General features: G+C 36.4%; 14 protein-coding genes. 3 read left to right on the top strand and 11 right to left on the bottom strand.

Features of this window, described 5'->3' with window-relative positions:
• Positions 1-80 precede the first annotated feature (80 nt).
• The 4 genes from prfB to H8S00_RS13480 form a co-directional block, all read right to left on the bottom strand.
• Entirely contained in the window at positions 81-1,199 is a 1,119-nt protein-coding gene (gene prfB, locus H8S00_RS13495; protein ID WP_021953625.1) for a peptide chain release factor 2, read from the bottom strand.
• Positions 1,200-1,306: 107 nt separating this feature from the next.
• Positions 1,307-3,880 carry a preprotein translocase subunit SecA gene (gene secA / locus H8S00_RS13490; RefSeq protein ID WP_186840735.1) on the bottom strand — a complete coding sequence of 858 codons (2,574 nt, stop codon included), beginning with the start codon at positions 3,878-3,880 and terminating at the stop codon, positions 1,307-1,309.
• Between the two features lie 284 nt (positions 3,881-4,164).
• Positions 4,165-4,704, bottom strand: coding sequence for a ribosome hibernation-promoting factor, HPF/YfiA family (gene hpf / locus H8S00_RS13485; RefSeq protein WP_021951770.1), 540 nt, complete (start codon positions 4,702-4,704; stop codon positions 4,165-4,167).
• A 512-nt stretch (positions 4,705-5,216) separates the two neighbouring features.
• Positions 5,217-6,548, bottom strand: a complete 1,332-nt coding sequence (locus H8S00_RS13480) for an NlpC/P60 family protein (RefSeq protein ID WP_186840734.1) — start codon at positions 6,546-6,548, stop codon at positions 5,217-5,219.
• A 240-nt stretch (positions 6,549-6,788) separates the two neighbouring features.
• On the opposite strand from H8S00_RS13480, the gene ymfI reads away from it, so the two are divergent.
• Positions 6,789-7,511 (top strand): elongation factor P 5-aminopentanone reductase, encoded by a 723-nt coding sequence (ymfI, locus tag H8S00_RS13475; RefSeq protein ID WP_021951768.1) that lies wholly within the window; start codon positions 6,789-6,791, stop codon positions 7,509-7,511.
• A gap of 12 nt (positions 7,512-7,523) precedes the next feature.
• Here the strand turns inward: ymfI and H8S00_RS13470 are convergent, their stop codons facing one another.
• From H8S00_RS13470 to H8S00_RS13445, 6 genes are all read right to left on the bottom strand, one after another.
• Positions 7,524-9,344 carry a pectate lyase-like domain-containing protein gene (locus tag H8S00_RS13470; protein ID WP_186840733.1) on the bottom strand — a complete coding sequence of 607 codons (1,821 nt, stop codon included), beginning with the start codon at positions 9,342-9,344 and terminating at the stop codon, positions 7,524-7,526.
• Between the two features lie 15 nt (positions 9,345-9,359).
• The gene (locus H8S00_RS13465) at positions 9,360-12,287 is read right to left on the bottom strand and encodes a glycosyl hydrolase family 28-related protein (RefSeq protein ID WP_186840732.1); all 2,928 of its coding nucleotides are present in this window, start codon (positions 12,285-12,287) and stop codon (positions 9,360-9,362) included.
• Positions 12,288-12,391: 104 nt separating this feature from the next.
• A complete protein-coding gene (locus H8S00_RS13460) occupies positions 12,392-12,649 on the bottom strand; it encodes a cupin domain-containing protein (RefSeq protein ID WP_366459997.1) in 258 nt (85 codons plus the stop codon).
• Positions 12,650-12,747: 98 nt separating this feature from the next.
• The gene (locus tag H8S00_RS13455) at positions 12,748-13,428 is read right to left on the bottom strand and encodes a GTP pyrophosphokinase (RefSeq protein WP_118589636.1); all 681 of its coding nucleotides are present in this window, start codon (positions 13,426-13,428) and stop codon (positions 12,748-12,750) included.
• 123 nt (positions 13,429-13,551) lie between these two features.
• Positions 13,552-15,741: an anaerobic ribonucleoside-triphosphate reductase gene (gene nrdD, locus H8S00_RS13450; protein WP_186840731.1), complete on the bottom strand. Its 2,190-nt coding sequence runs from the start codon at positions 15,739-15,741 to the stop codon at positions 13,552-13,554.
• Between the two features lie 160 nt (positions 15,742-15,901).
• A complete protein-coding gene (locus H8S00_RS13445) occupies positions 15,902-17,275 on the bottom strand; it encodes an MATE family efflux transporter (protein WP_118589637.1) in 1,374 nt (457 codons plus the stop codon).
• A gap of 290 nt (positions 17,276-17,565) precedes the next feature.
• Here H8S00_RS13445 and H8S00_RS13440 point away from each other — a divergent pair, with 290 nt between their 5' ends.
• Positions 17,566-19,098, top strand: a complete 1,533-nt coding sequence (locus H8S00_RS13440; RefSeq protein WP_021951917.1) for a 4Fe-4S dicluster domain-containing protein — start codon at positions 17,566-17,568, stop codon at positions 19,096-19,098.
• Positions 19,082-19,633, top strand: coding sequence for an ECF transporter S component (locus H8S00_RS13435; protein ID WP_021951916.1), 552 nt, complete (start codon positions 19,082-19,084; stop codon positions 19,631-19,633). Before H8S00_RS13440 ends, H8S00_RS13435 begins: the two co-directional genes overlap by 17 nt.
• Positions 19,634-19,658: 25 nt before the next feature.
• On the opposite strand, the gene H8S00_RS13430 is transcribed toward H8S00_RS13435, so the two are convergent.
• Positions 19,659-20,942, bottom strand: coding sequence for a putative ABC transporter permease (locus H8S00_RS13430; protein WP_186840730.1), 1,284 nt, complete (start codon positions 20,940-20,942; stop codon positions 19,659-19,661).
• Positions 20,943-20,953: the final 11 nt, after the last annotated feature.

The following is a 20,953-nucleotide window of genomic DNA, read 5'->3' as shown; positions in this document are numbered from 1 at the left end:
GCCACAACTACAGGATTCTAAAGAAACTTTAGTAATCACACACTCGTAGATTTTAGCACGGATATAAACAATTATCAATATTATTGTTTATCTTTGTCTATATTAAGCCATTTTAAGTAGGAATTTATGAATGGATCAATGTATCCGTCCATTACCTTACCTACATCTGTAACTTCTTCTCCGGTTCTATGATCTTTTACCATAGTATAAGGTTGCATTACATAGGAGCGGATTTGATTTCCCCATCCTATTTCTTTAACTTCGCCTCTTATGCCTGAGCGCTTTTCCTCTTCTTCCTGCTTTTTAAGTATATATAGTTTTGCCTTTAACATTTTCATTGCCTTGTCTTTATTTTGAAGCTGGGAACGTTCATTCTGACACTGTACAACTATTCCTGTTGGAAGGTGGGTTATTCTTATTGCCGATGATGTTTTATTAATATGCTGTCCTCCTGCTCCGCTTGAACGATATGTATCAATTCTTATATCGTCATCATTTATTTCCACATCCAGATCTTCTTCAATATCAGGCATTACATCACAGGAAGCAAAAGATGTCTGTCTTTTTCCTGCTGCATTAAAAGGCGAAATCCTAACCAGTCTGTGTACTCCTTTTTCTGATTTTAAATAACCAAAAGCATTTTCACCTTTTACCTGAAAGGTTATTGATTTTATGCCGGCTTCATCTCCATCTAAATAATCAATAACTTCTGTCTCAAAGCCCTTGCTCTCCGCCCATCTGGTGTACATTCTATAAAGCATTCCTGCCCAGTCGCAGGATTCCGTGCCACCTGCACCTGCGTTAATTTTTAATATTGCATCGTATTTGTCATACTCTCCTGAAAGCAGGGTCTGAATCTTCACTTTTTCAAAATTTTCAATAAAATCTTTTAATTCATTTTCAACTTCATCTACTATACTTAAATCTTCCTCTTCTTCCCCCATTTCAATTAAAACTCCTATTTCGTTATACTGCTCCACAAGACCATTAATTGTATCAAGGCTGTTTTTTAACTGCTTCATTTCTTTTGTAAGTTTTTGGGATTTTTCCACATCCTCCCAAAAATCCTGTTCCTCCATTGAAGCCTCTATTTCTTCTAACCGTTCTTTTTTTACCTCAATGTTAAAGGATGCCTCTAATTCCTTAACACTGTCTTTATACTGGTTCCACTGATATTTATACTGATCTAATTCAACCACGAAAACTCCTTAACTTCACCGCCCATATTTAAGGCTGATTAATTACATTGATATAATATTGCAAAAGACGGGCATTGCCCGTCTCTTTTACAATAAATCATAGATTTCTATGCTTTTCTTCCGCAACAGTTCTTATATTTCTTTCCACTTCCACAAGGGCAAGGATCATTAGGATATATCTTTGCTTCTGCTCTCTGCTTTGGTTTCTTAACGCCTCCGTTGTCATCCTTGTTAGTTCCTGTAACTTCAGCAACCTCTTCACGTTCAACTTTCTGCTCAACCTGAATATGATATAAGGTTTTAACAGTATCTATCTTGATATTGTCAATCATTATATTAAACATTTCAAAGCCCTGTATCTTGTACTCTACAGCCGGATCTCTCTGTCCGTATGCCATAAGACCGATACCTTGTTTTAACTGTTCTAAGTCATCTAAGTGATCCATCCACTTTCTGTCAATAACCTTAAGAAGAACAATTCTTTCTAATTCTCTGATATGCTCAGGTTCAGGGAATTCAGCTTCCTTCATTTCATATAATTTAACGGCTTCTTCCTTTAACATCTGCTTAAATTCTGATTTTGATAACTTTTCAATATCTGCTTCAGTAAGGTTAAGCTTAAACGGAATGATTTCCAGCATTGACTGTGAAAGTCCTGACATATCCCAATCCTTTGGTGCCTGATCATCTCTAATAAACATATCAACCTGAGATTCAATAATATCATAAATCATCTTTATGATGGCATCTCTCATGTTTTCACCATTTAACACTCTTGCTCTTTCTGCGTAAATGATTTCTCTCTGATCGTTATTAACCTTATCGTATTCCATAAGGTTCTTTCTAATACCAAAGTTGTTTCCTTCAATCTTCTTCTGTGCTTTTTCAATTGTCTTCGTAAGAGCCTTGTGATGTAACTCTTCATCTTCAGGAACTCCCAATGCATTAAACACTGACATAAGTTTCTCAGATGCAAACAATCTCATAATATCATCTTCAAGAGAAATGAAGAATTTAGACTCACCTACATCTCCCTGACGACCGGAACGTCCACGTAACTGATTATCGATACGACGTGATTCATGTCTTTCTGTTCCTACTATCTTAAGTCCACCGGTAGCTCTTGCATCATCATCAAGTTTAATATCGGTACCACGACCTGCCATGTTAGTGGCAATAGTTACAGCTCCATGCTGTCCTGCCTGAGCAACAATTTCAGCCTCTAACTCATGATATTTAGCATTCAATACTTTATGAGGTATTCCTCTTTTCTTAAGTAATGAACTGATTTCTTCTGATGAATCAATATTAATGGTACCAACCAAAACAGGCTGTCCCTTCTTATATGATTCTTCTATTTCATTTATAACTGCATGTAATTTCCCACGCTTTGTTTTAAATACAGCATCTTCATGGTCAATTCTTGCAATCGGCCTGTTAGTTGGAATTTCAACTACGTCCATGCTGTAAATATCTCTAAATTCCTTTTCTTCAGTAAGGGCAGTACCTGTCATACCTGCCTTCTTTTCATACTTGTTAAAGAAGTTCTGGAAGGTGATAGTTGCAAGAGTCTTGCTTTCTCTGTTTACCTTTACATGTTCCTTTGCTTCAATTGCCTGATGAAGTCCGTCGGAATATCTTCTACCCGGCATAATACGTCCTGTAAATTCATCAACGATTAAAACTTCGTCATCCTTTACTACATAATCCTGATCTCTATGCATAAGATTATGAGCTCTAAGGGCAAGTATTACGTTATGCTGAAGTTCAAGGTTTTCAGCATCTGCATAGTTGTCAATATGGAAGAACTTTTCAACCTTCGCAATACCGTCTGCAGTAAGGGTAACTATCTTGTCCTTCTCATTTACGAGAAAATCACCATCTTCTTCAATGTCAACTCCCATAATGGCATCCATCTTGCTAAGTTCAGGATTAGCTGTTCCTCTTTCCATCTGTCTTGCAAGAATATCACACATTTCATATAACTTAGTTGATTTGCCACTTTGTCCTGAAATAATAAGAGGTGTTCTTGCCTCATCAATAAGAACAGAGTCAACCTCATCGATAATACAGTATGAAAGACCACGCTGTACCAACTGTTCCTTATATACAACCATGTTATCTCTAAGATAATCAAAGCCTAATTCATTGTTAGTAATATATGTTATATCGCACTCATATGCTGCCTTCTTAGCATCATGATCCATATCTGCTAATACGCAACCTACCGTAAGTCCTAAAAATCTGTGAACCTGACCCATCCATTCAGCATCTCGGGTTGCCAGATATTCGTTTACTGTAACAATATGAACGCCTTTTCCTGTAAGTGCATTAAGATATGCCGGAAGTAAGCAGGTCTGTGTTTTTCCTTCACCTGTCTTCATTTCAGCAATACGTCCTTCATGGAGAATAATACCGCCTAAAATCTGGCAAGGATAATGTTCTGTTCCAAGAGTTCTTTTAGTTGCTTCACGAACTAATGCATATGCCTCCGGAAGTATGTCATCTAAAGTTTCTCCTGCACTAAGTCTTTCCTTAAATTCAGAAGTCTTTGCTCTCATTTCCTCATCGCTTAACTTCTGCATCTCCGGTCTCAATTCCAATATTTTATTTAATGTTGGCTTATGTCTTTTTAATTCACGCTCGCTATACGTTCCTATTATTTTGCTAAGTACGCCCATGATAATCTCCTCTACTTTTTTACCGATATATTCGGCACACTAGTGAATATATTACCATTTTAATATGTTTAATTCAATATGTCATATTTTATTTTATTGTAAACATTGTAAAATATCTGTTAAATTTCCATCTCACGGACAGTTTTAATCAATAATTTTTCCAGCAGATTTTATGGGCAAATATGCCCTATCAATAAGGTATTGTGGCAATTTGTCATTACGTTTTCGTTTATCTCGCACAAAAAAGCAGTGGCAAAACCTGCCACTGCTTTTTTAGTCATTTCTTAGTCAAACATCGGTTCAATAAGACCGTATGTATTTCCTTTTCTCTTGTAAACAACGTTTACTTCATCAGTATCTGCATTAAGGAATACAAAGAAATTATGTCCTAACAGTTCCATCTGAACGCAAGCTTCTTCCGGATCCATAGGTTTAATTCCAAAGCTCTTTGTTCTGACAATCTTTACAGCATCCTCTTCGTCATCATCGTAGTCTGCTTCCAAATAAGCAGCTGAAAAATCCTCCCTAAATGCTTTTTTCTTATCAACAAGTTTATTTTTATACTTTACAAGCTGACGCTCTATAGTTTCTTCAACCATATCTATAGATGCGTACATATCCTCGCTGACTTCTTCCGCTCTGATAATGTTTCCTTTTACAGGAATTGTTACCTCCACTTTCTGATCGTTTCGATTAACACTAAGGGTAACATCTGCTCTAGTCTCCTCTGCAAAGTACTTGTCTAACTTTCCGAGCTTCTCCTGGACTGCACTTTTGATGCCATCTGTTACCTCAATATTCTTTCCGAAAATATTAATTTTCATGGTACCACTTCCTTTCATTAACTAGTAATTAAATTATACCATAATATGCCGATATTTCAAAAGGATTTTTATTGTTTTTTGCTATTTTTTCCCGGTATTTTTTTCTAAAGACCATTTTGTATATTTTGCACAATAAAACCATCATTTTGGTACTTTCGACCTTTTTTGACCTAAAAGTTATTAACATTAGTTATTAACATATTTTTTGCCATCTTTTTATCGACAAAATAGGTTATCAACCGAGTTATTAACATTATTAACCTTTTTTGTAGTCTTTTTATGTAAATCTTTGTCGAATTATAAAAGAACGAACGTTTTGTTAACATGTAATAAACTTGTGCATTTTCCACATAACCTCTTGACTTTTCAAAGATTTTCATTGCACAATCATTTATCCTTGTTTTTTCATGAGATTTGGTGCCATACATCATTTAGAAATACAACACAAAATTAATTTCAGGCAAAAAAATAACCATGCGGGCAACAATCTGTCTGCATGGTTATTTTTAATATTAATTAATAATTCTCCTTGCTGCACAAGGTGAACCCATTCCGCTAATTATAATACCTGTGCTTTCTGTTGATGCATGGATAATCTGTCCACCACCTATGTAGATAGCCACATGGCTAATAGTTGAACCGCCGTACTTATAGAATAATAAATCTCCCGGCTGTAATGCTCCTAATGAAACTGCTGTTCCGTTGTATACCTGAGTATATGATGAACGGTTAAGTGAATAACCAAAGTGTGCATATACTGACATTGTAAATCCCGAGCAGTCTGTTCCGTTAGTTAAACTTGAACCACCCCATACATATGGATTTCCAAGGAACTGCTTAGCGTATGCAACTACTGCTGAAGCTCCGCCTCCTGATGCCTCTCCATATGAAGGCTGTGTGCTTGTACTCTGTGAAGGAGTACTATTGTTATTGCTACTATTATTACTCTTGTTACTGTTATTACTGTTATTATTTGATGTATTGTTGCCAGCTGTGTTAGAAGAGTTGTCTGACTGTAAATTATTATTGCTTTCAGCCTTCTTCTGAGCATCTAACTGTGCCTGACGCTCTCTTGCCTCTTCTTCTTTCTGCTTTCTAATCTGTTCCTTTTCTTCCTTGATGGTAATGGCTGTATCCATATCAATACTTATCTTAACAAAGTCTGATGATACCCAGCCACTAACTCCGGCTTTAATTTTGATTTTAACCCAATTGCCATCATTGCTGAACTTCTTTATAACGTATGTTTCCTTATTGTAAACGTTAGTTACTACATCTGACTTAGTAGTAGGGGACTGTCTTACGTGGATACCTGTATCCTTAATGTTAGCAAATACATATCCGTCATCTAATGCGTAATCCTGTGCCTTACTTCCTGTTACGAAATATTCTGCTTTTATATAGCCTGTACAACTTCCGGATACAATCTTGTACCATCCGTTGTTTGTCTTTTCAAGAATTCTTGCACCACAGTTGTTGTAAATCTTACCAACCATTTTTCCCTTTGTGCTTGGTATTCTTCTGACTCTTACGTAACCTTCTGCACCACCGTTAACTCTGGCGATTGCTATATCACTAAATAATTCTTCTTCGCTTGATGTTTTCTTCTTTGTAGTCTTCGTAGTAGTTTTGTTTGTTTCTACTGATGAATCCTTTTCCGGAAGTAATGATGCCAAATCGTTTTCACTACCTGTACTTGCAATATAGTTTTCTATGGCAAGTGCAGCTCCTGCGCTTGGTTCTTCGATATTTAATTCCTCACCAAACATCGGCTGAACTAGCGTAACAGCAATAACAGCTGCTAAAACACTTCCGGCAAATCTTTTTGAATAATTATATCTCATTTAAAATCAGACCTCCAATATCTTGCCTTATTTAAAATTTTACATATTAAAATATTACATTTTTGTTACAATTATAGCATTAGTCTCACAACTTGTCAACAAATTGCTCTTTATGCCATACATTTTATAACAAAAATATACCATTCTCTAATATGTCTGTTAAGATTATTTTTCTTCCTATAGATTATAAGATATGTTATACTTAAAATCAACATTAATTTGTAAAAAGAGGTTTGCAATATGAAAAAAACAGTATTACTAACCGGTGCTTCCGGTGGAATCGGTGTTGAAATCACACGTTTTCTCATTAATAAAGGATTTAAGGTTATAGGAACCTATTACTCTAATGAAGATGCACTATCTTTCATTGCCCAAGAAGCAAATGGGAGTTTCTTCTATTATAAATGTGATTTATCGGATTTTAATAATATAAATAAATTAATGAAACAATTAGAACTAGACGGCCATTATCCTGATATTCTAATTAACAATGCAGGGATTTCCGTTATTGGACTTCTTCAGGATTTAACAGAAAAAGATTGGAATAATTTATGGAACTCTAACGTAACATCAGCAGTTGGCATGTCAAAGGAAATCATTCCTGTTTTTCTAAAAAAAGGAGCCGGAAAAATTATAAACATATCCTCTGTGTGGGGTAACTGTGGTGCCTCCTGTGAAGTAGCCTACTCTGCCACAAAAGGTGCAATAAATTCCTTTACTAAGGCTTTAGCTAAGGAGCTTGCTCCTTCAAACATCCAGGTTAATGCCATTTCCTGTGGCATAATCGATACTAAAATGAACGCTCACTTAACTAAAGAAGATATAAATGCCCTATGTGATGAAATTCCCTGTGGAAGAATCGGAACCCCTTATGACGTGGCAAAAGCCGTATTTTCACTAATAAAAACAAGTGATTACCTGACTGGACAGATAATCACTCTTGATGGAGGATGGACTGTTTAGCAATCCATCCTTTTATTTTTCTATTTCACCATTTTCATACGATTTAATATGAGCTGTATTTCCTCCCTCTGTTACAGAATCCCCCTGATTATTAATAACATGGGTTATCTGACCTTTTCCCGTTAGTTTTACGGTAACTACATTATGAAGGCTGACGCCTTCCTTATCCGGAACCTCAGCCCCTGATAATATTTCAATATCTGCATCCCTGTTATAACAATATATGCCAATACCATATCCTTCAAAATTTTCTGCATCATCACTTATTTTAAGGGATGCGTAACCTTTAACCGTTCCATTATGACTCATGTATGCCTTTTGTTTTGGTACATCATAAGGCATTTCGCTTTGATAGAAATAAAGTCTTCCATTATTTCCATTCCATATAGTCTGATACTTTTGAAAATGCTCTACAAACAGTCCATACATAGTTACATCATCACCATTAATAATAATTCCATTAGGTGCCGTATTAACATTCCATCCCACATTATCACTGTGGTCGGCACGCCAAACCCAAAGATTATCTCCTAAAACGTTATTGCTGTTTATTGTAATACAGTTGTCTGTTTTTCCTGCATATTTTCCGCCACCTACCCTGAAATACACGTCACTTAGGCATATAGGGTCATCTTCATGAAACACATCACTTTTTTCACTTCCTACCTTAAGCATAGTTTCTGATTTTTTCTCTCCTGCATCAAACAAAAGTCCACAAATTTTTATGCCTGAAACATCCTTTGTTTCCATACATATATTTCCGTCAACTGCTTCTAACGTGGCAAGCCCCATTCCATAAATAATAGTATTTTCTTTTGTTACATTTATGGTTTTATCAATTTTATACACACCAGGTGTAAATAAGATATTTTTACCCTGTGCTAATGCCTTATTAATAGTATCTGCGTTATCCTTATCAGGGCTAGCTATGTAAAAAGTATTAAGGCTATAGCATGTACCTTCCACTCCATTTTTCCACGAAATACCGTCACAATCTTTTCGCATTTTAGGTACCATTACCCCAAAGCCCTCTTCATCATCGTAACATAAATATGGTTTTTCCTGAATTTCAGGCGTTTTTTCCACCCTTGTGTATGGAACATAAGGCCATGGTCCCTGAGGAATTATAGATGTTCTAACCCCTGTAAACACCATGTTCCAAACACCGCCTTCCCAGTAATTCCATTCATCATTTCTACATAAATATTGCTGCTGGGAGCCTGAAGACACGTTGCCATTAAATTTAGAATCTGCCATGAAGCCGCCACTGGACCATCCTTCTCCGTCGCTTAAAACTATACCATCTTCAGAATTAATTCTTCTAAGAGACACTGCCTGGGAGTTAGCCCACATACAGTATTCATTGATGCTGAAATTTTCTGCTCCCCGCCAAAAATTACAGGTAGCATTATGATTCATCCATGAAGCATCCACCCACAATTTGTTTATGTTAGTATCTGTAGGTAATACTCCCAAACCTAACACCTGAGTATAATATCCCACATTTACCTGGAGAGATTTGCCGTAGTCTCCCGGCATAAAAGCTATGGCATATCTTTCGTCTCCAAATTGATTTCTTTCCTGAATATTGTATATTTCGTCTAGCTTCTTTTGAATATCCGATGCATCATCCTTTGGAGAAAATATAAGCACATTATCACCTAACACAGATTTATCCTTTACCGCCTTGCCGTTGCTTTTGTATTCAATAACATTTTGGATTCCTGTCTTTAGCTGTTTCTCAGTACTTTTCTCTTTTTGATTATTTGTAGTACATCCCACCAAAATAATGGTTGTAGCTGCAACTAATAATGTAAGCAGATACTTTTTCATTTCTGTCTCCTTATTTTAAACTTCCCTCACAATATAAACCGAATGCCTTGTGGTTACAAAAAGTGTTTTCCTTTTTTCTCCACCAAAATCAAAAGTCGTCGGCCTCTCCTGTATTCTTATTGTATATACGTGTTTTCCTTTATCATATATTTTTATGTTGTCATCACCGACATAAATTTTGTCATCAAATTTCTTTACCTTAAAATCCCCCTCCTCAATTATAGGAACAGGATTTTCCAAAAGTCCTTCCTTGGTTATGTCACACTGCCATACTCTCTTGTATAACTCGTCCACGGAATAAAGCTTCCTGCCCGGCTTTGACCTTGCCAAATTATTAGCCCTTATTAAATCATAATGACACGGAACAATTGTAGCACCGTCAAGACCTAAAAACGCTGTTTTAGGATTATAGGTAACTGCTTCTGCGAAATCCGTGCTGTCTCTCCAACGGTTTCCCGGGTACAATACCCTTTCCGGTTCTATATCTCCTATGTTAATTTTGTGAAGTTTAACAATTTCCCGGTTAGCATCAACAGAGAAAGCCACAACCTGCGCCCTTCTGTCATACCAGAAGCCATAGGAAGTTCCATCAGCATCCTTAGGCAGTGTATTTACAATTTTTTTTCCATTAATGGTTGCCTCCATAGGAATGCTATATTCGCCTACCACAATAATGTTATCCCTTGTGTCAAAACCAATGGAATTAATTTTATATGGTGATTCAAAGAATAGGGAAAGTTTAAGAGTCTTTCCGTCAATTCTATATACTTTTTTATCTAAACTGTCTACAAAATAGAAGTTGCCCTTTCCGTCACAGCATCCTCCATCAGCGAATCTGAACCCGTCAAACAAACGGGTAGATATGTACTTTTCCTTTCTGTTTCTGTCATCCTTAATTATAGTTTCATTGTTGGTAATAACCTCTTTTTGTTCATTTCCCGTAACTTCAACAACTGCTGCCTGCCATGGTCTAAGTTCAATTCCCGTATTTACATCTAACAGAAAATTGTCAATTGTATATTTCATTTGAGAATAATTATGAACATTTAAAAACTTTATGTTTTTACAGTTCCAGGTTTTTACGCAATAAGGAAATGCCTTATTTACAAACACTGTTCTAAAGCAATATGTTGTTGCAAAGGTTATGTTGTTACAATTATGTAATTCTATAGGAATGGCAAACTCCCCTTCTGCCTTTTCCTCCTCGCTTTGGAATCCATATATTTTTATGTTTCCGGCATTTATCATTCTAAGCTCACATCTGCCATGATGCTCTAGGGACAGGCAGTAAAATCTAGATGGAGTATCTGTATTTTCAATGTGAAGTCCTGCCGTAACATATGGACTTGCAGACCATATATCCTTAAAAATACCGCCTCCACCATTACATATAAACAGGCTTGGATACTGGTAATCCCACACTCTTTTAACATCCACATCTCTTGCTCTTCCCTCATCATATGGCATTTCAAATTCTCCGGTACCCTTTACAAGGTTTCCGTGACCTCCGAAGAATTTCACATCATTAATGTAAGAATCACCTTTTGCCTGCCATTTCACACCACAGGCTCTTGGATTTCTTGCACTGGTATTTATACCTATTCCAAACAATATATTTTTCCTATTTGAGCTTTCTATTAAAGGCTTCATTTTACCAAAGCCTGTAAATTTTTCCGTATTATCTCTTAAAATCAGCTGTGTAGATACCGGATTCATACCTATGAATACAGTATTTTCAGCTAATTTAATGGTATCGGATAAAATGTATTCTCCCTGAGGGAAATAAATAACCTGATATTTTTCTATTGCTTTTTTCAGGCTTTCCGTATCATCTGTTATGCCGTCCCCTGAAAGTCCCACTTCCTTTGCATTAACCCACAAGTCCATATCCGGAAGCTTTGGAATATCAGTTTTTAAGTCATTGTAATTAATCTCCCTTGCATATCTGTATATCTCATCATGAAACTGCTTGTCGGGAAATACATCGGATACCACCACACCGTGAATATATTTTTTTAGTCTGCATTGATAATCTTCATTGGCAATATTCTTTTCCGTGTCCTTAAATCTGATTATATTTTCCACAGCCTTCAGCTGACAGTTATATACATTTATCTGGGTAAGAGAGTTTAACTCCTGGGCAGCACTGATAATACAACTCATATCCTCAAAAATACTATCCTCTATTATGATTTTTTCAAAATAGCCCTCATCAACATCAATAAACTTGGATGTATTTACACTATGAGTTCTTATAATATTAAATCCCGCCTCGTGAGTTTTTATTGCCGCAGATGTTTGCCCATAAAACCGTGTATCCACCATTACAAAAGGCCATCCCGGAGAGCATTTTGTGGTTATGATTCCGTACTTTCCACCACTAATAAACACATCCTCCATTTCATTTCCCACATCATATATACCTGCCATTCCTGATTCTACATGTATATCAATGTGATTAACAAAACAGTGCTGGGCGTAATGAGTCCTTAAGGCAATAGCATATCCATTTCCCTTTCCAAGATGTATGTTTACATTAGACATGGCACTGTAAAAGGTTCCCGGATTGGCATCAGCTATTTTGCTTTCATCCTCTGCCATCATATTTACAAACCAGAAAAGATACTTGTATCCTCCTTTTTGCTCAGGATGCGGTTCATTAAAGCCTTCTGCATTATCCTTTAATATAAACTCCGGTCTTTCTTCTCCATATCCTATAATTCTTACAGCCTTTGGTATATAAATTGTTTTACTTATAAGATATTTTCCCTCTGGCACAAAAAGGACGCCATACCCCTGCCTTTTTACAACAGAGTATACTGCGTCCTGTAACTGACTGCTAACATCCATGGTTCCGTCATTTCGGATGTCAAAATTTTCCTTTGTAAAATAAACTGCGTTGTGGTCATGCAGCATTTTTTTATAAAATGATTCGCCGTTCATATACATACCTCTTTACATATGTGATATGTTTCGATTTTATCAAATATGTGAATATTATGCAAATTAAAACTATTTCAAATATTCATATAAAAAACATACAAAATTTATTTTTCGTGATTTGGTACAACAGCAAAAATCACTAAATCTTCATCGCCTTTATTTTCCATTCCATGAGTATGTCCCATAGGGCAATAATGACACATTCCCGGCTTTAATATTTCCGTCTTTCCATCCATGATAATAGTAGCCTCTCCTGATATGCAATAAACTGTCTCGCTGTTTTTTTCATGGGTGTGAAGACCAATAGATGAGCCCGGCTCCAATGTCCCATAAAGTATCTTTACGTTTTCATCAATAAACATTTTGCCTTTGTGTCATTCTTTCCACCATTAAAGTTGTGAAGAATTGTTTCTTCCATGTCATCAAAATTAAACAACATATTTACACCTGCTTTCTTATTTTATTTAGCTTTTGTTAAATTCTTGATACTTTCCATTTTATCGTCTAAGCTGGCACTTAATTCTGCACATTCCGTGAGTTTCTCAGATAATACTGTCAACAAATCCTCATCTACATCCTTTTTATATCTCATTTTATGTTCAAGACTTGCCCAAAAATCCATGGCTATGGTTCTAAACTGCACTTCAACTTTCATTGCTCTTTTTTCATCTTCCAGAAAAATAGGTACTTCCACAATTAAATGCAGACTTCTGTAACCGCTTTCCTTAGGATTTTTTATGTAATCCTTCTTTTCAATTAATGTTATATCATCCTGCTGAAGAAGGCATTTTGCCAGTTTATAAATATCCTCCTTAAAGGAACAGATAACCCTGATTCCTGCAATATCCGTAATATTTTTTTCAATATCATCGGTAGTCATTTTAAGACCTTTTTTCTGAACCTTTTTCATTATGCTTTCAGGGGATTTCAGCCTTGATTTTATGGTTTCTATAGGATTATCGTCGTATCTTAAAGAAAACTGTTCATCTAAAACCCTGAACTTTGTTTCTATTTCCATAATGGCACATTTATAATACGACATTAATTTCATATAGGATAACTGTCCCTCTTTAATTTTCTCCACCACGGGACTTTTTACCACTTCATTAATAATAATATTTCTTATTTGATCTTTTATCATCGTTTTATACCTCTCCCTCTTAATTCCGCGCACATAACTGTGATTATTATACCACACTAAATAAAAAAAAGAAATTGCCATCTGTCCGACAGCAATCTCCTTTATTTTTATAACTATTATTTTTTACAAATGAAGTACCCTATCCTTTATTTCCTGAGTTCTTCCCTGATTCCAGAACTGGGTTCCAATGTATCCGCATGTTCTTCTGGCAACACTCATTTTATCCTGATTTCTGTTTCCACAGCTTGGGCATTCCCAAATTAACTTTCCTGACTCTTCGTCTGATACAATCTGAATTTCTCCATTGTATCCGCAGCACTCACAATAATCAGATTTAGTATTTAATTCAGCATACATAATGTTGTCATAAATAAATTTCATTACTTCAATTACTGCTTCGATATTGTCCTGAAGATTAGGAACTTCTACGTAGCTTATGGCACCACCCGGTGAAAGTTTCTGAAATTCTGATTCAAACTTAAGCTTACTGAAAGCATCTATTTCTTCTGTCACATGAACATGATAACTGTTGGTAATGTAATTTTTATCTGTAACACCCTTTATAATGCCAAATCTCTTCTGGAGACACTTAGCAAACTTATAGGTAGTAGATTCCATAGGTGTTCCATATACGGAATAGCTGATGTTTTCAGCTGCCTTCCACTCAGCACATTTATCATTTAACTTCTGCATAACCTTAATGGCAAACTCTTTTCCTTCAGGAGTAGTGTGAGATTTACCTGTCATTCTTACACACATTTCATAAAGACCTGCATAGCCCAATGAAATGGTTGAATATCCGTTAAATAATAATTTATCAATAGTTTCACCCTTTTTAAGACGTGCCAAAGCACCGTTTTGCCATAAAATAGGTGCCACATCTGAAGGTGTTCCAAGAAGTCTCTCATGTCTGCATCTAAGTGCCCTGTGGCATAACTCCAGTCTTTCTTCCAAAATTTTCCAGAACAGTTCCATATCACCGTTAGATGAGCAAGCCACATCAACTAAGTTAATGGTTACAACACCCTGATTGAAACGTCCATAGAATTTGTGGGTTCCGTCTGCGTTTCTCTGGCTGTCCTCAACTGTAAGGAAGCTTCTGCAGCCCATACATGGATAAACGCATCCCTGCTTCATTTCTTTCATAACCTTAGCTGAAATATAATCAGGAACCATTCTCTTGGCAGTACATTTTGCTGCAAGCTCCGTAAGTGCCCAGTATTTTGAATCCGGTGTAACATTATCTTCATCTAAAACATATATAATTTTAGGAAATGCCGGTGTAATCCAAACACCTTTTTCATTTTTAACACCTTGAATACGCTGTTTTAAAACCTCTTCTATAAGGGTAGCCAAATCATCCCTGGTCTGACCTTCCGGTACCTCATCAAGATACATAAACATTGTTACAAAAGGTGCCTGCCCATTACATGTCATAAGAGTAATCAGCTGATACTGAATAGTCTGGATACCACGGTTTATCTCATCCTTTAATCTTCTCTCGGCAATTTGTTTTACCTGCTCATCACTGTAATTCAAGTTGAGTTCATCTCTTTCAGCTAAAACTTCTTTGGTAATTTTTTCTCTGCTCACCTGAACAAAAGGTGCCAAATGTCCTAATGAAAATGACTGACCGCCGTACTGATTGCTGGCAACCTGTGCCACAATCTGTGTAGTAACATTGCAGGCTGTATAAAAGCTGTGAGGTGTATCTATTTTAGTTTCGGATATGCATGTTCCATTTTGAAGCATATCCTCTAAATTAATTAAGTCACAGTTGTGCTCCTTCTGTGCAAAATAGTCGGAATCATGGAAATGTATAATTCCCTGCTCATGAGCCTGAACAATATCCTCCGGCAATAAAATACGTTTAGTTAAATCCTTGCTGACTTCACCTGCCATATAATCTCTCTGGGTGGAGTTAATTGTAGGATTCTTGTTGGAATTTTCCTGTTTAACTTCTTCATTAATCTGATCAATAAGAGACAAAATTCCATCATCTGTTGTGTTGGCTTTTCTGGCTAATTCACGTGTATATCTGTATCTTACGTACTTCTGGGCTACCTCATATCCACGCATCTCCATGATGCCTCTCTCTACCATGTCCTGAATATCTTCAACTGCTACTGCATGGTTTGATTTTTCAATCTGGTCAACAACAAGATTTCCCACTGCCGCAATCTGATACTCGTTTAACTTATGTATAGGGGCAATCTCGTTATTTGCCTTCCTTATAGCATTAAGAATCTTGTTAACGTCGAACGAAACTTCCTGACCGTTTCGTTTAATTACCTTTCTCAATAAAACTTCCATCTTTTCTCCCTCTCAAGCTCGAATACTATATCTTGTATATGCTTAAAGCATTATAGCACAACATATTCCATTTTGTACAGTGGCAATTGCAACATTTCTGAAATATTTCTTCTTTTTTTTACAAAATCTCCAATTATAGTTTTCCCTCATACAAAATGTTCTAAACTAACTTTTTAAACACCTTTTTAATTACAATTAACGACAGTACTGCTGCTAAAAAGTCGGATATCGGTGCAACATACATCATACCATCTATACCTAAATAGCCAAAGTTGTGGAAAATATATGGTAACACAATCATAAGTGGTATAAAGCATATAACCTGTCTTGTAAGAGACAAAAATGTTCCCTTGTTTGGTTCCCCTATAACAGTACAAAATGTTGATGTTATTGGCTGTATTCCGTCTAAGAAAGTCATAAATAAAAATATTCTGAAAAAGTTAATGGAAAACCTAAAATATTCAGGGCTTCCTGAACCGAATATGCTTATTATCTGTCTTGGGAACAGTTGGAATATTATAAATGCAATAGTTGAAATAATTGTATTGCAGGAAACGGCAAGCTTATAGGTCTTTTTAACTCTGTCATTTTTACCTGCTCCCCTGTTAAAACTGGCAATAGGCTGTATTCCCTGTGCCACACCTATACATATGGAGAAATACACCTGATTAACCTTCATTACAATTCCCGTACAGGCAAGGGGAATGTCCGCACCATAAGGGCTAAGGGCACCGTAATATGTCAGTGATTTATTCATTACAACCTGAACAAACATAATTGCCAGCTGATTTAAGCACTGTGCCATTCCAAGATGTACAGTTCTTCCTACTATCTTAAGTTGTGGTACAAAATGCTTTCCGTGAAGCTTAATGGTTTTAAAATGAATCAAGTACCATATAACCATAATTGAAGCTAAAATTTGTCCTATTACAGTAGCTATTGCTGCTCCTGCCATTTTCCAGTTAAATACCATGACAAAAAGGTAATCTAAAATTACATTTACAATGGCGCCTACAAGGTTACAGGCCATGGAAAACTTCGGACTTCCGTCTGCTCTTACTAAATGTGAACCACCAGATGAAATAATGGCAAAAGGAAATCCCAATGCCAGATATTTTGTATATTCCATGGCATACGGTAATACCGTATCTGTTGAACCAAAGAATAAAAGTAGGGGTTTTAATGCCGTAAGTCCCACAACAGACAGAACAACACCGATAATAAACATCATTGAAGCACTTACGCCTATAAAATATGGTGCTTTTTCCTTTTCTCCTGCACCTAAGTTTAAATTAAATCCTGAAGCTCCACCTATTCCAAAAGCCAGTGCCGTAGCAATACATAAGGTGGTAAAGGGAAAGGCAACATTAGTGGCAGCATTTCCTAACTCTCCTACACACTGTCCTATAAAGATCTGATCTACTATATTGTACAAAGACATTACAAGCATTGATATAATACTTGGAACTGCAAATTTTCTAAGCAGCTTCCCCACTGGTTCCGTTCCTAAGGGATTTTCAATTTTCTCATTCATATTTGTCATTTCTTTTTTCCTTTATAATTTCATTTTCTTCTATTCTCATTATCGCCACAACATATAATACAACTCTATAAAGGAAAATTTCAACCACAAATTCGAAATTAAATATTTTTCTAAAAAAATACCCTAATGTTTCATAATTTGCACCGGCACCTTCCGATTTAGGTTTTATATTGTTAAAAAATTAACTATATTTTACTTGTGCTTATTTTGTATGCTATGTTATAATTAATAATAGTTTTTATGACTGTTTTTTATTTGAATTATATGAAATGGAGAAATACATGAGAGGAATTTATTCAAACAAGACGGAGATACGTCATAAGGTATTTACGGAAGTTGCAAGAATGGCTTTTGAAGGCGGAGATTTCACACGAATTGAAGAACTGCCTTACAAAATCATTCCCGGTGAAATTGGAAAATATTACAATAACATTTTTATTGAACGTGCCATTGTAGGAGAACGTCTTCGTGCTACCATTGGACTTCCTATTAGAAAAGTGTCTGAGCATGCACCACTTTCAGATGGAATAGATGCCAGTGCCATTGATGAAAAGTATTATGACCCTCCTCTTATTAACATTATAAAATTTGCATGTCATGCATGCCCTGAAAAAAAGATTTTCGTAACCAACGGATGTCAGGGATGTATTGAGCATCCATGCGTTGAGGTTTGTCCAAAGAAAGCTATCCATATGGAAAATGGTCATTCCGTTATTGACCAGGATAAATGTATAAAATGTGGCAAGTGTTTAAATGCATGCCCTTACAATGCAATTATTAAACAGGAACGTCCCTGTGCAGCTGCCTGTGGCATGAATGCCATTAAATCTGATGAATACGGCAGAGCTGACATCGATTATGACCAGTGTGTGTCCTGTGGTATGTGTCTTGTAAGTTGTCCTTTTAGTGCTATTGTGGATAAAAGCCAGATTTTCCAGACAGTGCTGGCACTGAAAAGTGATACTCCTATATATGCAGCCATTGCCCCTTCCTTTGTAAAGCAATTCGGTGACGAGGTTACTCCTGCCATGGTAAGGGCTGCCCTTAAAGCTGTAGGTTTTGAAGAAATGGAAGAGGTAGCAATCGGTGCCGACCTTTGTGCTATTCAGGAAGCAGCTGATTTCATAAAAGAGGTTCCTGAACATTTGTCATGGCTTGGTACTTCATGTTGTCCTGCATGGTCTGTTATGGCTAAAAAGACTTTACCTGAATATGCTAACCATATTTCCATGACCCTTACTCCTATGGTTTTAACAGGACGTATGATTAAGAAACGCCATCCTGACTGTAAGGTAGTATTCATTGGTCCATGTGCTGCGAAAAAGCTTGAAGCAAGCCGTCGCTCAGTACGAAGCGATATTGACTTTGTTTTAACCTTTGAGGAAATGATGGGGATTTTTGATGCTAAGGGAATTGATTTTAATAATCTTGAACTAGAAGAATTCAGACAAACTTCCAGCTCCTATGGTAAGGGATTCGCTGCCAGTGGTGGTGTTGCCAATGCCGTTGTAAATGTTTTAAACAGTATTGACCCTGACCGTGAGGTAAAAACAGTTAAGGCGGAGGGATTAGCGGAATGCAAAAAAATGCTTATGTTAGCCAAAGCCGGAAAATATGACGGATATCTGTTAGAGGGAATGGCATGTCCCGGCGGATGTCTTGGTGGTGCAGGAGTTTTGGCTGATGTCAGAAAAGCAGGCATTGCTCTTGAACAGGACAAATCAAAATCTGAATTAACAAAACCGTCTCAGTCAGAATACTTAAAATATCTTCATTTAATAACAAAGGAGGAATTGTATGAAAATGAGGACTAGAACCATTACCGTTACAGCAGTAATGATTGCACTTTGCATAGCAGTACAGTTTTTTAAAGTTCCAACCTTTGCATACTCAGTTTATGTTATTGGTGGATTAATTAACCTGATACTTATTATTGATACATTATATTGCGGAATTGTTAGCGGTATTATAGTTTCAGCTGTTGCCCCTATTACATCTTTTATTATAACCGGGTCACCTGTTATTGCCGCTGTACCTATGATTCTTCCGTGTATTATGATAGGAAACATGGTTCTTGTGCTTTTTGCCTGGTTTGTCAGGTGCAAAAAGCTGGAACTTAATCTTTTGCCAATAAGCCTTATAGCAGGCTCTGTTGCCAAATGGGGTGTAATGACACTTCTTATTATCAGATGGGTTCTTCCATCCTTTGGAAAGGGATTAAGTCACGTAGCCTACAAGGCTGCAACAGTTACATATTCCACAACCCAGTTAATTGCGGCATTGTTTGGAACTGCATTAGCCTGTGTTATCTGGCCTATTGTGCGATTAGGTGTAAAACGTTCAAAATAAAAATTGTTTATGGATAGATATAAAATCAGTCTACAATTAATGCTTTCGGGTATACCCGGTTCATTAAATTGTCATCGTATTTTGTGTCTATCCATTTTTCTATGTTATTATTTGCATTCTTTCCCTTGCTTCTTTCCTGATATCTTGCAAGGGCAATACTTGATATGGAAACATTCACTAACATAAATGCCAGTAACATCCATGTAGCTATTATTCCCGGTTTCTTTGGGATTTTTTCAATAAGGGCAGACAGTAGCGGATATGCAACCTTAAACCAAACTATAGCCGCTATTCCCCAAAAAGAACAGTACAATAAATTAATTCGTCCTCCAAGGTTAAATGGCATATCGCTGTAATCCCAGAAAACAGTGCCAAAGGCTATTTCCGTAAAAACGCTGCATATGTACTCATATGCTCCCCCTAATATAGTTCCCGTAAAAAATAAAAACAAGATATTTTTATCTTTGTACTTATATAACAGCACCGTTATGGCAGCTACTCCTAACCCCCACACAATACTAAATTGTCCGTAAATAACACTGCTTCTGCTCATCCAGCTTCCCATAACTATACGACAGAAAACCGTCTCCACAATGTCTCCAAGGAACGCCCCTATGAAAAACAACATAACCACCTTATAGAAACTACATCCTGTGGCAAACTTTGTTTTATCCTTTTGTTCCCCGGTCTCCGGCTTGCTTCTTGTATATGCCTTTCCTAATCGGCTGTCAATAACACCATAAATTCTGTCACTTAAGTTTTTAGTTACAGTATCTAATATATCTTCTGCCTTTTTGCAATATTTTTCGCTTTTATGGTGTCCTGATAAAATAAGCATAGTGGCAAGGCCGTCAATAAATATAACCGCCAAAAGAATCCACACTATGATTTCCATTATATATACCGGGATAATTTTATAAATATTAATAAAGAGATCGTTGACCCATGTTTTTACAACAAAGCCCATTATCGCCCAGATAACCGAAGCACCAAGGCAGATATAGCCGTCAAAGTTAAATTTGAAATTAGAATAGTCCCACCAGCGTTCATGGTACATCTTTTCAATAATATGTCCGCCGGTCCACTCAATAAGAGTGGCTACTATCATACTTCCAAATAGCAGCCAGAATCCGTTTAAGTCCCTAAGAATAACTGTAATGGCAACAGCTGAAATACCGTAAATCACACAGAAGGGTCCGTTAATGATTCCTCTGTTAACAAACCTTTTTCTTTTTATTGCAGCAATTGTTGTCTCAAATACCCATCCTAAAAATGAGTAAACTATAAATAAGTATATCAGTATATTCATTAGTACTTCCT

Source organism: Eubacterium segne, from assembly GCF_014287775.1.
GTDB classification, from domain to species: domain Bacteria; phylum Bacillota; class Clostridia; order Lachnospirales; family Lachnospiraceae; genus Eubacterium_G; species Eubacterium_G segne.
Note: the sequence above shows the minus strand (reverse complement) of the source record. Positions and strands in the feature narration are given on the sequence as shown.

Excerpts from the sequence above, each read along its gene's own strand:
- nrdD (WP_186840731.1), bottom strand. The coding sequence starts at position 15,741 with ATGGAAGTTTTATTGAGAAAGGTAATTAAACGAAACGGTCAGGAAGTT.
- H8S00_RS13480 (WP_186840734.1), bottom strand. The coding sequence starts at position 6,548 with ATGAGATATAATTATTCAAAAAGATTTGCCGGAAGTGTTTTAGCAGCT.
- H8S00_RS13455 (WP_118589636.1), bottom strand. The coding sequence starts at position 13,428 with ATGATAAAAGATCAAATAAGAAATATTATTATTAATGAAGTGGTAAAA.
- H8S00_RS13460 (WP_366459997.1), bottom strand. The coding sequence starts at position 12,649 with ATGTTTATTGATGAAAACGTAAAGATACTTTATGGGACATTGGAGCCG.
- H8S00_RS13465 (WP_186840732.1), bottom strand. The coding sequence starts at position 12,287 with ATGAACGGCGAATCATTTTATAAAAAAATGCTGCATGACCACAACGCA.
- H8S00_RS13470 (WP_186840733.1), bottom strand. The coding sequence starts at position 9,344 with ATGAAAAAGTATCTGCTTACATTATTAGTTGCAGCTACAACCATTATT.
- H8S00_RS13445 (WP_118589637.1), bottom strand. The coding sequence starts at position 17,275 with ATGAATGAGAAAATTGAAAATCCCTTAGGAACGGAACCAGTGGGGAAG.
- ymfI (WP_021951768.1), top strand. The coding sequence starts at position 6,789 with ATGAAAAAAACAGTATTACTAACCGGTGCTTCCGGTGGAATCGGTGTT.
- hpf (WP_021951770.1), bottom strand. The coding sequence starts at position 4,704 with ATGAAAATTAATATTTTCGGAAAGAATATTGAGGTAACAGATGGCATC.
- H8S00_RS13440 (WP_021951917.1), top strand. The coding sequence starts at position 17,566 with ATGAGAGGAATTTATTCAAACAAGACGGAGATACGTCATAAGGTATTT.
- H8S00_RS13435 (WP_021951916.1), top strand. The coding sequence starts at position 19,082 with ATGAAAATGAGGACTAGAACCATTACCGTTACAGCAGTAATGATTGCA.
- H8S00_RS13430 (WP_186840730.1), bottom strand. The coding sequence starts at position 20,942 with ATGAATATACTGATATACTTATTTATAGTTTACTCATTTTTAGGATGG.
- secA (WP_186840735.1), bottom strand. The coding sequence starts at position 3,880 with ATGGGCGTACTTAGCAAAATAATAGGAACGTATAGCGAGCGTGAATTA.